The sequence below is a fragment of the Pseudomonas lyxosi genome (assembly GCF_047758685.1).
In the GTDB taxonomy this organism is placed as follows: Bacteria; Pseudomonadota; Gammaproteobacteria; order Pseudomonadales; family Pseudomonadaceae; genus Aquipseudomonas; species Aquipseudomonas lyxosi.
The window spans coordinates 2,785,479-2,798,501 of the sequence record NZ_CP180481.1 but is presented as its reverse complement, the minus strand read 5'-3'; the positions used below and the strand labels follow the sequence as shown (position 1 = coordinate 2,798,501).

Annotated in this window: 11 protein-coding genes; 6 read left to right on the top strand and 5 right to left on the bottom strand. The window is 58.9% G+C overall.

The features are described 5' to 3' along the window. Positions 1 to 31: 31 nt before the first annotated feature. On the top strand, positions 32 to 1,549 hold the full coding sequence (locus ACMXYI_RS12880; RefSeq protein ID WP_415773487.1) for an MDR family MFS transporter: 1,518 nt from the start codon (positions 32 to 34) through the stop codon (positions 1,547 to 1,549). Between the two features lie 124 nt (positions 1,550 to 1,673). Here ACMXYI_RS12880 and ACMXYI_RS12875 read toward each other — a convergent pair whose 3' ends face one another. From ACMXYI_RS12875 to ACMXYI_RS12860, 4 genes are all read right to left on the bottom strand, one after another. After that, positions 1,674 to 2,522, bottom strand: coding sequence for a cache domain-containing protein (locus ACMXYI_RS12875; RefSeq protein WP_415773486.1), 849 nt, complete (start codon positions 2,520 to 2,522; stop codon positions 1,674 to 1,676). A 248-nt stretch (positions 2,523 to 2,770) separates the two neighbouring features. Continuing rightward, positions 2,771 to 3,646 carry an ATPase gene (locus tag ACMXYI_RS12870; RefSeq protein ID WP_415773484.1) on the bottom strand — a complete coding sequence of 292 codons (876 nt, stop codon included), beginning with the start codon at positions 3,644 to 3,646 and terminating at the stop codon, positions 2,771 to 2,773. Between the two features lie 118 nt (positions 3,647 to 3,764). Next, on the bottom strand, positions 3,765 to 4,757 hold the full coding sequence (locus ACMXYI_RS12865) for an NAD-dependent epimerase/dehydratase family protein (RefSeq protein ID WP_046049716.1): 993 nt from the start codon (positions 4,755 to 4,757) through the stop codon (positions 3,765 to 3,767). A gap of 54 nt (positions 4,758 to 4,811) precedes the next feature. Further along, positions 4,812 to 5,705, bottom strand: a complete 894-nt coding sequence (locus ACMXYI_RS12860) for a LysR family transcriptional regulator ArgP (RefSeq protein ID WP_348129121.1) — start codon at positions 5,703 to 5,705, stop codon at positions 4,812 to 4,814. A gap of 96 nt (positions 5,706 to 5,801) precedes the next feature. Between ACMXYI_RS12860 and ACMXYI_RS12855 the strand changes: the two genes are divergently transcribed. From ACMXYI_RS12855 to ACMXYI_RS12835, 5 genes are all read left to right on the top strand, one after another. Next, complete coding sequence (locus ACMXYI_RS12855; protein WP_129437972.1) at positions 5,802 to 6,203, top strand: ACT domain-containing protein; 402 nt, start codon at positions 5,802 to 5,804, stop codon at positions 6,201 to 6,203. Positions 6,204 to 6,210: 7 nt separating this feature from the next. Then, entirely contained in the window at positions 6,211 to 6,813 is a 603-nt protein-coding gene (locus ACMXYI_RS12850) for a LysE/ArgO family amino acid transporter (RefSeq protein WP_415773483.1), read from the top strand. Between the two features lie 176 nt (positions 6,814 to 6,989). Continuing rightward, positions 6,990 to 7,586 (top strand): superoxide dismutase, encoded by a 597-nt coding sequence (locus tag ACMXYI_RS12845; RefSeq protein ID WP_095133215.1) that lies wholly within the window; start codon positions 6,990 to 6,992, stop codon positions 7,584 to 7,586. Between the two features lie 405 nt (positions 7,587 to 7,991). After that, positions 7,992 to 10,043 carry a putative bifunctional diguanylate cyclase/phosphodiesterase gene (locus ACMXYI_RS12840; RefSeq protein ID WP_415773482.1) on the top strand — a complete coding sequence of 684 codons (2,052 nt, stop codon included), beginning with the start codon at positions 7,992 to 7,994 and terminating at the stop codon, positions 10,041 to 10,043. A 209-nt stretch (positions 10,044 to 10,252) separates the two neighbouring features. Next, on the top strand, positions 10,253 to 11,599 hold the full coding sequence (locus ACMXYI_RS12835; RefSeq protein WP_415773481.1) for an imelysin family protein: 1,347 nt from the start codon (positions 10,253 to 10,255) through the stop codon (positions 11,597 to 11,599). Positions 11,600 to 11,682: 83 nt separating this feature from the next. Here the strand turns inward: ACMXYI_RS12835 and ACMXYI_RS12830 are convergent, their stop codons facing one another. Beyond that, a complete protein-coding gene (locus ACMXYI_RS12830) occupies positions 11,683 to 12,852 on the bottom strand; it encodes an IS4 family transposase (protein WP_415768078.1) in 1,170 nt (389 codons plus the stop codon). Positions 12,853 to 13,023 lie beyond the last annotated feature (171 nt).

Genomic DNA, 13,023 nt, shown 5'->3' with positions numbered 1-13,023 from the left:
CGGGTCAATCACTGTCCGCAGGTTCTAACCCGTGACCAATCTCAACCAGCCTGAAACGCCCAAACCGGCCATTCGCAGCGTGTTGATCGCCCTGATGCTGGCAATCTTTCTGGGCGCGCTGGACCAGACCATCGTCGCCGTGTCGATGCCGGCCATTTCCGCACAATTCAAGGACGTCAGCCTGCTGGCCTGGGTGATTTCCGGCTACATGGTGGCGATGACGGTGGCCGTGCCGATCTACGGCAAACTGGGTGATCTGTACGGTCGCCGCAAGTTGATGCTGTTTGGCATGGGGTTGTTCACGGTCGCTTCGTTTTTCTGCGGCATGGCCCAGAGCATGGAGCAGCTGGTGCTGGCGCGGATTCTTCAAGGCATCGGTGCTGGCGGGATGATTTCGGTCAGCCAGGCGATCATTGGCGACATCGTGCCGCCCCGGGAACGCGGCCGCTATCAAGGTTACTTCAGCAGCATGTACGCAGTGGCCAGCGTGACCGGCCCGGTGCTCGGTGGCTATATGACCGAGTACCTGTCGTGGCGTTGGGTGTTCTTGATCAATCTTCCGTTGGGGCTCGGTGCCTGGCTGGTGGCCAATCGAACACTGGTGGGTTTGCCAGTGCCACAACGCAAACCGATCATCGATTACCTCGGTACGATGCTGATGATCATCGGCTTGACCGCTTTGTTGCTGGGCATCACCCAGGTAGGTCAGGGCCATTCGTGGCGCAGCGCCGAAGTGCTGGGCCTGCTCGGTTGTGCGGTGTTGGTACTGGCACTGTTCGTCTGGCATGAACGCCGGGCGCGGGAGCCGCTGCTGCCGATGCATTTGTTCGCCAACCGCAATGCGATCCTGTGCTGGTGCACGATCTTCTTCACCAGCTTCCAGGCGATCTCGCTGATTGTGTTGATGCCACTGCGCTTCCAGAGCGTCACCGGTGCCGGGGCCGACAGCGCCGCGTTGCACCTGTTGCCGCTGGCGATAGGCTTGCCGATCGGCGCGTATTTCGCCGGCCGCCGAACCTCGGTGACCGGGCGCTACAAACCCATGATTCTGACCGGGGCCCTAATCATGCCGATCTCGATTCTCGGTATGGCGTTCAGTCCTCCCCAGGCATTTGTGCTCAGTAGTCTGTTCATGTTGCTCAGCGGGATTGCTAGCGGCATGCAGTTCCCGACGTCCTTGGTCGGTACGCAGAACGCGGTGGCACAACGGGACATCGGTGTCGCCACCAGCACCACCAACCTGTTCCGCTCACTGGGCGGCGCGGTGGGTGTGGCGTTGATGTCCGCACTGCTGTTGGCATTGTTGCAGGACTCAAGTTTTGCCCACCTGGCCGGCTCTTCGATGATTGCCGAGGGCAGTTCCGGGAACGTCTTGCTCGATGGTTTGAACGCCGCGCCGGGGGATGCGCAGAACGCCTTGCGCGCTGAGCTGCTGCTGACCTTCCGGCATTTGCTGATGGTCAGCGCGGCGGTGTCGCTGCTGGGGCTGGCGGCGGCGATTGCCATGCCGAATATGGTGTTGCGTGGGCGCGAGGATAAAGTCCGCTAACCCCACCACCCCGATCGTTCCCACGCTCTGCGTGGGAATGCAGCCCGGGACGCTCTGCGTCCCAAAAGCGGACGCAGAGCGTCCATTGAGGCATTCCCACGCGGAGCGTGGGAACGATCATTGCTCAAGGGCTGTAATACCCGACAGCCACCAGAAAATGCCCGACCTTTTTCAGGTAGGCATGCTTGTCCTCGATCTTGCCGGTCACCGGGTTTTTCCAGCGGTATTCGTATTCGCCATCGTCCTGCTTGGCCATCAGCGCCAGGATCGGCTCCCCAACCGGCTTGCCTTCCGGATCCTTGATCTTGCTGAAGTCGGTATTGATCAACCGCAGGTTGGTGCCGTGGGCGACATACCGTTGGTTATCCAGGTCGACGACGAAGACGTACAAATCATCCTGCAAGTACCCGCCCTTGAGGGAGTTGATGGCCGTGAGCGTGCCCTTCTCGTCCTTGGCCAGATCGGCCGCTGCTTTGTTCAGCAACGCCATCGCCTGTTCCGCTGAGGCCCGTGGCAAGTAGTAACCCACCGCCAGGATCCGCTGACCGATGCGCTGGTAGAACACATGCTTGCGTTCGACCTTGCCGTCGGACCAGTTCTGCCAGCGATATTCGGCTTGCTGAATGCCATTGCCCTCCGGCACGTTCAAGGCGTCTTTGAAGGCTTTCTGCAAATCCGGCCCGAGCACATCGGACACATCACGGCCAATCAACGCCGAAGACGGCCCGCCGCTGGCGAGCATCACGCCCTTGGTGTCGACCACGAACACGTAACGATCCTTGTCGACAAACTCGCCCTGACGACTGAAAGCAGCGAAGGCCTTGTCGCCATGGTCGTGGTAGTACGCCAGGGCTTTTTCCAGCAGGGCTTTGGCAGCCTGGCTGTCGTCCTTTTCCGTGCCGGCAGCTTGAACCTGGCCAAGACACAGCAAAAGCATCACGCCCAGCAAGGCCAACCTATGCAAAAACCCCATTGCGCATCCCTCGTTCTTGTTGGTGTTTCAAGAGCGTAGACGGCAATGGGGTATGTATGGATATTCAGGAAAGCACAGAAGACGGTCCCCTGTAGCAGCTGGCGAAGCCTGCGTTCGGCTGCGCAGCAGTCGTGATCCAGACACTGCGGTTCGGCTGATAAAACGCAGTGTCTGATTTCACGACTGCTGCGCAGCCGAACGCAGGCTGCGCCAGCTGCTTCAGGGGTTCAGGTGTAGCTGGCCGACTCTTACGGCCGGGCGCGTAGCTGCTGCTGCAAATTCTGGATCTGCGCCTGAAGGGTGTTGATGTTGCGGGTGACCTGGCTACGGAAGGCGTCGAACTCGGCGGTATTGGTCCCGCCTGGCGTCGCGGCCGGGCGATTATCCTGTTGGCTTTTGAGGATGATGACCTCCTGCTCCAGACGCTCGATAGCGGCGCTCGGGTTGCCTTGTTTCTTCAGTGCAACGATGTCGGAGCCAAGGCTTTTAAGTTGCGCGTCGAATTTGTCTGTGTCCGCCGGGTTGCTTTTCAGCACGGCTACATCGCTGTTCAAGACTTTGACCTGAGCCTGCAACTGAATGGTGGCGGTCTGTTGTTCGGTGCCTTGCTCGGCTATCTGCGCCAAGCGCTTATCCAGATCAGTGGTCTGTGCACTCATCTGCGCCAGGCGTTTGTCCAGATCGGTGGTCTGACCGACAACGCCTTGCTGCTGTTTACTTTGATCCTGGAGCTTGCTTTCCAGCTGCTTGATTTGCAGCTTCAAGGCTTCGCTGTCGCTGCTGACGTTGGTCTGACTGGCGACAACCTTGCCGGAAATGTCCTGCAAGCGCCCCGCCGCTTCCTCACTGATACGCGCGAAACTTTCCTGGGTCGCCACCAATTGCTGTTCCATCAGCGAGAGCTGCTGGAAGCTCCACCAGGCAAGGCCTGCAAATGCAAAGAACAAGGCGCCTACCAGCGCCCACAGCGGGCCGGTGCTCGCGCTTTTGACTTTGACGACTGGCGCGGGCCGCGAATGCACGGAGTTACGAGCGGTGGTCGGAAAATCATCGTCGTCGAGGCTGTCGGCACGCAGGCTCGGTACATCGTCGAAGTCGTCGTTGGCATCGTTACGCATGGACATTGAGTCAACCTTTGTGGAACGCGGTGATGGCTTGATGCGGCGCAGTATAACCCCCACTGCCACATCGATTGACCCTCGACCCCGAACTCGGTTCAGTGTGGCGGCGCTAACCCGCGCGTCAGCGGATGTCCTGGGCCTTCCACCAGCCGCAGAATTCATCGAGGGCGGTCCAGAGACTGACTTTGGGATCGTAGTCCAGATAATGCCGGGCGCGGCTGATGTCCAGGGTGAAATTTTTGTTCATCACCTGCATGCCCAGACGCGACAAGGTCGGTTCGGGACGACCCGGCCACAATTTGCAAACGCCCTCGTTGAGCGCCGCCACGGTGTAGGCCAAACCGTAGGAACGGTAGCGGGTGACTTGTGGGACGTCCATTTTGCGCATCACATAGTTGACCACGTCCCACAACGGCACCGGCGCGCCGTTGCTGATGTTGTAGGCCTTGCCCAACGCTGAACCACTGGCCAGCAAACTGCTGAGCAACGCTTCATTGAGGTTTTGCACGCTGGTGAAATCAACCTTGTTCAGGCCATTGCCGATGATCGCGAGCCGTCCTTTACGCTGCATTTTCAGCAGCCGCGGGAAGATGCTCATGTCGCCAGCCCCCGTCACGAAACGCGGGCGCAGGGCCAGGGTTTCGAGGCCGAACTCCTGAGCGCCGAAAACTTTTTGCTCGGCCAGGTATTTGGTCGCGGCGTAGGGATGCTTGAAGCGCTTGGGCACCTGTTCTTCGGTCAGCCCCAGATGATCGCGGCCATCGAAGTAGATCGACGGCGACGACAAGTGAACCAGTCGCCGAACCCGCTGTTTCAGGCAGGCCTCGACCACGTTTTCCGTGACCTGCACATTGCCTTGATGGAAGTCCTGATAACGCCCCCACAAACCGACCGCACCGGCGCAATGCACCACGGCTTCGACGTCTGAGCACAGATCGCGTGCCAGTTCCGGGTCGCTCAAGTCACCCTGGATGAACTCGGCGCCACGGCGCACCAGATGCTCCACACTTTCGGCCCGGCGACCGTTGACCCGCACGTCCAGGCCCTGCTCCAGGGCGAAACGCGCAAAGCGCCCGCCAATGAAGCCGCTTGCGCCGGTAACCAGAATCTTCATGAATTGCTCCGAATATTTCGTTTTGCGTATTTCGTCAGGTCTTGACGCTGCCCGTCAGTCCAACGGCACCAGCCATTGCTTCGACGAACCCACCAACTGATCGGTGAGTAACCCCAGCAACTGACCGCCGTTGCGCCAATGATGCCAGTACAGCGGCACATCGATCGGCTTATCGGGCAAAAGCTCTACCAATACACCGCGCTCCAGTTGCTCGCGCACCTGCAGTTCAGGTACCAGGCCCCAACCGAGTCCCGCTTCCGTGAGGCGGATGAAGCCTTCGGACGAGGGGCATAAATGGTGTTCGAATCCGCCATCGACGCCGAGGGACGCGAGGTAGCGATGCTGTAGGAAATCGTCCGGGCCAAACACCAACGCGGGGGTTTTCGACAACAGATCGGCGCGTACGCCTTCAGGAAAATGCCGGGCGATAAAGGCCGGGCTGGCCAACGCACGGTAGCGCATGGCCCCCAGCAAAACGCTGCGCGCGCCGGCCACCGGGCGCTCGCTGGCGCAGACGCACGCCGCGACTTCACCGGCGCGCATGCGTTTGAGGCCGACGGTCTGGTCTTCGACCACCAGATCCAGCAGCAAATGCTGTTCCGCGCAAAAATCCCCGACCGCTACGGCCCACCATGTGGCGAGGCTGTCGGCATTCAAGGCGATGCGCAGACGTTCCGGCAGACCTTCTTCGTCGAGTGCCGGCACCAGTGTTTGCAAGTCCCGTTCAAGCAAACGCACCTGCTGCACGTGGTTGAGCAGCCGTCGGCCGATTTCGGTCGGGGCCGGCGGTGTCACCCGCACCAGCACCGGTTGGCCGACGCGTGCCTCGAGCAATTTGATGCGCTGGGAGATCGCCGATTGCGACAAGCCGAGCACCTGAGCCGCACGTTCGAACCCGGCCTGCTCGACCACCGCGGCCAGGGCAGAAAGCAATTTATAGTCGAACATCAGTTTTCCTAATGAGCGATCAGCATGATTGGTTTTTCTTATACAGCCTGACACCGGAGAATGGCCAGCAAGAACTCTTGAACAAGGATCATCGACATGGCTGGCGAAACATCATTGGCAACCTTGCTGCGCAGCATGAGCCCGCAACTCAACGTCGGCGAATACGTGTTCTGCACCCTGCGCGACGGCCAGTTGCCGGCAGGCCTGGAGATCGTCGGCAGTTTCCGCGAGCAGGAAGGTCTGACGGTGATTCTGGAACGTTCCCACGCCGAGAAGGCGGGTTTCAGTTTCGATTACGTCGCGGCCTGGATCACCTTGAACGTGCACTCGGCCCTCGAAGCCGTCGGCCTGACCGCCGCGTTCGCTACGGCATTAGGCCAAGCGGGCATCAGCTGCAACGTGATTGCCGGCTATTACCACGACCATTTATTCGTCGGCCAGGCCGATGCCGAACGCGCCCTGCACGTGCTGCGGGATCTGGCGGCCAACGCGGAGTAAACATCTTATGTGGCAAAGCTATGTGAACGGCCTGTTGGTGGCCGCGGGGCTGATCATGGCGATCGGTACTCAAAATGCGTTTGTGTTGGCTCAGAGCCTTCGACGCGAACATCACCTGCCCGTGGCGGCACTTTGCGTGACCTGCGATGCCTTGCTGGTGGCAGCCGGGGTATTCGGCCTGGCGACGGTGCTGGCGCAGAACCCGACGTTGCTGGCAGTCGCCCGCTGGGGTGGCGCGGCGTTTCTGATGTGGTATGGCAGCCTGGCATTGCGTCGGGCCTGCTCGAAACAGAGCCTGCAACAAGGCGAAAGCCAGACCGTGCGTTCACTGCGCGCGGTGATGCTCAGTGCTTTGGCCGTTACGCTGCTTAATCCGCACGTTTATCTGGACACTGTGTTGCTGATTGGCTCCCTCGGCGCACAACAAACCGAGCCCGGCGCTTATGTCGTGGGCGCGGCCAGTGCGTCGTTGCTGTGGTTTTTCACCCTGGCGCTCGGCGCGGCGTGGTTGGCGCCATGGCTGGCTCGGCCAAGTACCTGGCGAATCCTTGATCTGTTGGTAGCGGTCATGATGTTCACAGTGGCGTTTCAATTAATCGTCGCCTCCTGATTATTCCAAAAGGCTCTGGAACCTCTATTCCACACAGTTGTTGCGTGGTTATGCCGCACCCCCGGTGCTATGATCCGGTTCGATGCGCCGCAAAGAGTACAAACTCCCCGGCGCTTGTCTGGCCGCCCGTGATCGGCCTTGCGCTCACCGCAACTGACCTGATTAGGAGAATCATCATGGCTTTCGAATTGCCGCCGCTGCCTTACGCACACGATGCCCTGCAGCCGCACATTTCCAAGGAAACTCTGGAATACCACCACGACAAGCACCACAACACCTATGTCGTGAACCTGAACAACCTGGTGCCAGGCACCGAGTTCGAAGGCAAGACTCTGGAAGAAATCGTCAAATCCTCCTCGGGCGGTATCTTCAACAACGCCGCTCAGGTCTGGAACCACACTTTCTACTGGAACTGCCTGGCGCCAAACGCCGGCGGTCAACCAACCGGCGCACTGGCTGACGCGATCAACGCAGCCTTCGGTTCGTTCGACAAGTTCAAGGAAGAATTCAGCAAGACTTCCATCGGCACCTTCGGTTCCGGTTGGGGCTGGCTGGTTAAAAAGGCTGACGGTTCCCTGGCCCTGGCCAGCACCATCGGCGCCGGCAACCCGCTGACCAACGGCGACACCCCGCTGCTGACCTGCGACGTCTGGGAACACGCTTACTACATCGACTACCGCAACCTTCGTCCAAAATACGTCGAAGCGTTCTGGAACCTGGTCAACTGGAAATTCGTGGCTGAGCAGTTCGAAGGCAAAACCTTCACTGCTTAAGATCGACGCCAGTCAAAAAAACCCGGCTTAGGTCGGGTTTTTTTATGGGTGCTGGAAATGTGTTGCCTGTCAGACCGTCTTCGCGAGCAAGCTCAGCTCCTACAATCGCTCAGGGTGCATCCGCAGAATCCAGGGCGATTTCCCACGATGAAACCTGCCTTCAGCCCCTTGCCCCAACGCCACAGCCGTCTAACATCAACCAAAAGGAAAAATAGTCTCAATCCCCCTCAAGTTGAAGGACCCAACAACCGACACAGTACGAATAGGCAAACACTCCAAACCACAGCATTTCGGCCAAGCTACAGGCAAAACCCCAAGTGATTGATTGTCCCTTTGACTGCCATCACCGGATTGCCAATACTCATGGCAACTTGACGCTACCCGCACGGAACAAGGAATGACTCTTTGAAGCTGGAACTCAAGAACAGCTTGTCGGTGAAGTTGCTTCGGGTCGTGCTCCTGTCGGCATTGATCGTCGGCGTGGTCTTGAGCTGCGCGCAGATCGTTTTCGATGCCTATAAAACACGCCAGGCCGTGGCCAGCGATGCCCAACGCATCCTCGACATGTTCCGCGACCCCTCGACCCAGGCCGTCTACAGCCTGGACCGGGAAATGGGTATGCAGGTGATCGAAGGCCTGTTTCAGGACGATGCTGTGCGCAAGGCCTCCATTGGCCATCCCAACGAAGCCATGCTCGCGCAAAAGTCTCGCGAGTTGCAGCATTCCGAGAGTCGCTGGCTGACCGACCTGATCCTCGGCAAGGAACGCACCTTCACCACCCAACTGGTGGGTCGCGGCCCTTACAGCGAGTATTACGGCGACTTGAGCATCACCCTCGATACCGCCACTTATGGCCAAGGTTTCATCGTCAGCTCGGTGATCATCTTCATCTCCGGCGTGTTGCGTGCCATGGCCATGGGGCTGGTGCTGTACCTGGTCTATCACTGGCTGCTGACCAAGCCGCTGTCGCGGATCATCGAACACCTCACGGAAATCAATCCGGATCGCCCCAGCGAACACAAAATCCCGCTGCTCAAGGGGCATGAAAAGAACGAACTGGGAATCTGGATCAACACCGCCAACCAGTTGCTCGAGTCCATCGAACGCAACACCCATTTGCGCCACGAAGCGGAAAACAGCCTGCTTCGCATGGCCCAGTACGACTTCCTCACCGGCCTGCCAAACCGCCAGCAATTACAGCAGCAACTGGACAAAATCCTGGTAGACGCCGGCAGGTTGCAACGTCGGGTCGCGGTATTGGTGGTCGGCCTGGACGACTTCAAGGGCATCAACGAACAATTCAGCTACCAGACCGGCGACCAACTGCTGCTGGCCCTGGCCGATCGCCTGCGAGCTCACAGTGGACGCCTTGGCGCCCTCGCCCGCCTCGGCGGCGACCAGTTCGCCCTGGTTCAGGCCGACATCGAACAACCCTACGAAGCGGCCGAACTGGCCCAAAGCATTCTCGATGACCTGGAAGCGGCATTTGCCCTCGATCATCAAGAGATTCGCCTGCGTGCCACCATCGGCATCACCCTGTTCCCTGAGGACGGTGACAGCACCGAGAAACTGCTGCAAAAAGCCGAGCAGACCATGACCCTGGCCAAGACTCGCTCGCGCAACCGTTATCAGTTCTATATCGCCAGCGTCGACACCGAGATGCGCCGCCGTCGCGAGCTGGAAAAAGACCTGCGCGACGCCTTGGCCCGTGGCCAGTTCTACCTCGTCTACCAGCCGCAGATCAGCTATCGCGATCACCGGGTGGTGGGGGTCGAGGCGCTGATTCGCTGGCAGCATCCCGAGCATGGGCTGGTTCCGCCGGACTTGTTCATCCCCCTGGCCGAGCAGAACGGCACCATCATCGCCATTGGCGAATGGGTGCTGGATCAGGCGTGCAAGCAATTGCGCGACTGGCATGACCAGGGTTTTGTCGACCTGCGCATGGCGGTGAATCTGTCCACGGTGCAACTGCACCACGCCGAGTTGCCACGGGTGGTCAACAACCTCCTGCAGATGTACCGCCTGCCACCGCGCAGCCTGGAGCTGGAAGTCACCGAAACCGGTCTGATGGAAGACATCAGCACGGCCGCCCAGCATCTGCTGAGCCTGCGCCGCTCCGGTGCGCTGATCGCGATCGACGACTTCGGCACCGGTTACTCGTCATTGAGTTATCTGAAAAGCCTGCCGCTGGACAAGATCAAGATCGACAAGAGCTTCGTTCAGGACCTGCTCGATGACGACGACGACGCGACCATCGTTCGGGCCATCATCCAGCTGGGCAAGAGCCTGGGCATGCAGGTGATTGCCGAAGGCGTGGAAACCCCCGAGCAAGAGGCCTACATCATCTCCGAGGGCTGTCACGAAGGTCAGGGCTATCTCTACAGCAAGCCGCTGCCGGCGCGGGAATTGAGCGCGTATCTGAAACAGGCCCAGCGCAGTAACGCGGCTATTTTGTAGAAGATCAAGAAAATCGCAGCCTCGTTTCACTCGACAGCTGCTACAGAGTGAAACGAGGCTGCGATCTTTTGATCTACCTCACGTGTCCCCGTGAATAAGAAATATTTCCAGGTACAACCCTTTACAGATAATGCGAAAGATTTGCATTATGTCGCAGTTTTGCGCGCTTGCTGCGCCATTCCACCCCTTCTCGAAGCAGGATGTTCGCCATGATTCGTATGCCTCTGGCTACCGCCAGTCTATTGGCCATCGCTATTTCCCTCGCCGGTTGTGGCGAAGGCAAAGACAAAGCTGTCGCTGCGCAAGCACCGACTCCGGCCGCCAGCACCACGGCCCCGGCTGCTGCACCTGCCGCTGCCAGTAAAGTCGATGAAGCCGCGGCCAAAGCCGTTGTCGCGCATTACGCCGACATCGTCTTCGCCGTTTACAGCGATGCCGAATCCACCGCGAAGACCCTGCAAACCGCCGTCGACGCCTTCCTCGCCAAGCCGAACGCCGACACCCTGAAAGCTGCCAAGGCTGCCTGGATCGCTGCCCGCGTTCCTTACCTGCAGAGCGAAGTGTTCCGCTTCGGCAACACCATCATCGACGACTGGGAAGGTCAGGTGAACGCCTGGCCACTGGACGAAGGCCTGATCGACTACGTCGACAAATCCTACGAGCACGCACTGGGTAACCCGGGCGCCACGGCCAACATCATCGCAAACACCCAGGTTCAGGTCGGCGAAGACAAGATCGACGTGAAAGACATTACCCCGGCAAAACTCGCCAGCCTGAACGAGCTGGGTGGTTCCGAGGCTAACGTTGCCACCGGCTACCACGCCATCGAATTCCTGCTCTGGGGCCAGGACCTGAACGGTACCGGCCCTGGCGCCGGCAAACGTCCAGCTTCCGACTACCTGGAAGGCAAAGGCGCAACCGGCGGTCATAACGATCGTCGTCGCGCTTACCTGAAGTCCGTGACCCAACTGCTGGTCAGCGACCTGGAAGAAATGGTCGGTAACTGGAAGCCGAACGTGGCCGACAACTACCGCGCCACCCTGGAAGCCGAGCCAGCTGAATCCGGCCTGCGCAAAATGCTGTTCGGCATGGGCAGCCTGTCCCTGGGCGAACTGGCGGGCGAGCGCATGAAGGTTTCCCTGGAAGCCAACTCCCCGGAAGACGAACACGACTGCTTCAGCGACAACACCCACAATTCGCAGTTCTACGATGCCAAAGGCGTTCGTAACGTGTACCTGGGCGAATACACCCGCGTCGACGGCACCAAAATGACCGGTGCAAGCCTGTCGTCCCTGGTGGCCAAGGCTGACCCGGCTGCCGACACCGCGCTGAAAGCCGACCTGGCAGCGACCGAAGCCAAGATGCAGGTCATCGTCGATCACGCCAACAAGGGTGAGCACTACGACCAGTTGATCGCCGCCGGCAACACCGCTGGCAACCAGATCGTCCGCGATGCTATCGCTTCCCTGGTCAAGCAGACCGGTTCGATCGAAGCCGCCGCTGGCAAACTGGGCATCAGTGACCTGAACCCGGACAACGCTGATCACGAATTCTGATCAACGCTGGCGGAATAAAAAGGCGACCTTCGGGTCGCCGATCGTTCCCACGCTCTGCGTCACTAGTGTCCGGTAAAACCTTTTCAAAGCTGAAGGCTGCCTTGGGCAGCCTTCAGCTTTGTTCGCTTTTGCCTTCGCTGTTCAAGGTGTTCAATGCTTAATGGGCGTTCGAACAAGCTGTGGGTTAGCCGAATGGCAAAGTCTGAAATAGATCCCGAGCAACCTGAACGGCGCTGATAAAGATGCAGCAAAAGATAGGTAATCAAGGCGCTGTAGATCTGCAAACGAACGGCATTTTCAGAGAAGCCGAAATACCGTTTGAGCTTGAGGTTTTGCTTGATCCACTTAAAAAACAGTTCGATCTGCCAACGTTGTTTGTACAGATCGGCGATCTCCTCCGCTGAGCGAGAGAAGTCGTTGGTGACCAGAATCAATGGCGTTTCGTGGTCCTCTCGGCGGATCTGAACCCGACGCACAGCCTGATTTTGGTAGAGATTCGGACGTCGAGTGTTCAGGTATTTCTTCCCGAACAATACCGATTCGTCCGCCTCAATGAATTCGGGTGCATCCTTTTCCCTCAAATTTTCTACCGGCTTTAGATTGGCGTTTTTCTTCAGTCGGGTGACGAAGAAAGAACCCATCTGATCAATCTGGTGCCACCAGTTGTAGTCGCAGTAACCCTTGTCGAAAACGTACGTCATACCTGCTTCAAGCGGCATGGTCAGGGCATCGCTCAGATCGTTGACGTTGGCGGCGGTGATGTTTACGTAAGTCGGGGCTGTTTGCTGTGGATCGATGGCCACATGTACCTTCAAGCCTTGGGTTATGCGGGTTTTCGTCGCGGTGGTCCATTCGTCAAAACCGGGTCCGCGCAGGCTGATCGAGGTCGAATCGATCAGGGTGATCATGGCTTCGAGCGACTTGCGCTGCTTGCGGCCAATGCCTTGAAGCAAGTGCTCACAGGCCAGCCGAAACGGCTCTGAGCTGCGCTTGTTCAACGCATCACAAAGGGTCGAACGCACCATGTTCTTGGCGTTGAGGTGGTGGCGATGGGGTTGCAGCGACTGCGAGGCTGTCGCCAACGTACGCAAGCTTTTGGCTTGCGTCAGCTGACCGTAAATCAGCGTGACGAGCAGATCCCAGGACGTGAATTGTTTGGCGTAACGATCAGCGCCACAGCGTTTGACGGCGGCTTTGAAGAGCTGATGAGGAAGGGCTTGAAGCATTTGCGCAAATCGAGTGCTGCTGAACATGGGCGAAAATCAAGTCTGAAAACCTGATTATTGCTTACGAAGCAGGCACAGCAAGGGGGAGCAAGCTCCCCCTTCGGTTTTTACCGGACACTAGTGACGCGGAGCGTGGGAATGCCTCAACGGACGCTCCGCGTTCGGCTCTGGATGTGACGCGGAGCGTCACGGGCTGCA

What these genes read in the sequence shown, in the direction of transcription:
- ACMXYI_RS12870 (WP_415773484.1), bottom strand. Translation starts at nt 3,646, where the DNA reads ATGTCCATGCGTAACGATGCCAACGACGACTTCGACGATGTACCGAGC.
- ACMXYI_RS12830 (WP_415768078.1), bottom strand. Translation starts at nt 12,852, where the DNA reads ATGTTCAGCAGCACTCGATTTGCGCAAATGCTTCAAGCCCTTCCTCAT.
- ACMXYI_RS12875 (WP_415773486.1), bottom strand. Translation starts at nt 2,522, where the DNA reads ATGGGGTTTTTGCATAGGTTGGCCTTGCTGGGCGTGATGCTTTTGCTG.
- ACMXYI_RS12860 (WP_348129121.1), bottom strand. Translation starts at nt 5,705, where the DNA reads ATGTTCGACTATAAATTGCTTTCTGCCCTGGCCGCGGTGGTCGAGCAG.
- ACMXYI_RS12835 (WP_415773481.1), top strand. Translation starts at nt 10,253, where the DNA reads ATGATTCGTATGCCTCTGGCTACCGCCAGTCTATTGGCCATCGCTATT.
- ACMXYI_RS12865 (WP_046049716.1), bottom strand. Translation starts at nt 4,757, where the DNA reads ATGAAGATTCTGGTTACCGGCGCAAGCGGCTTCATTGGCGGGCGCTTT.
- ACMXYI_RS12850 (WP_415773483.1), top strand. Translation starts at nt 6,211, where the DNA reads ATGTGGCAAAGCTATGTGAACGGCCTGTTGGTGGCCGCGGGGCTGATC.
- ACMXYI_RS12855 (WP_129437972.1), top strand. Translation starts at nt 5,802, where the DNA reads ATGGCTGGCGAAACATCATTGGCAACCTTGCTGCGCAGCATGAGCCCG.
- ACMXYI_RS12845 (WP_095133215.1), top strand. Translation starts at nt 6,990, where the DNA reads ATGGCTTTCGAATTGCCGCCGCTGCCTTACGCACACGATGCCCTGCAG.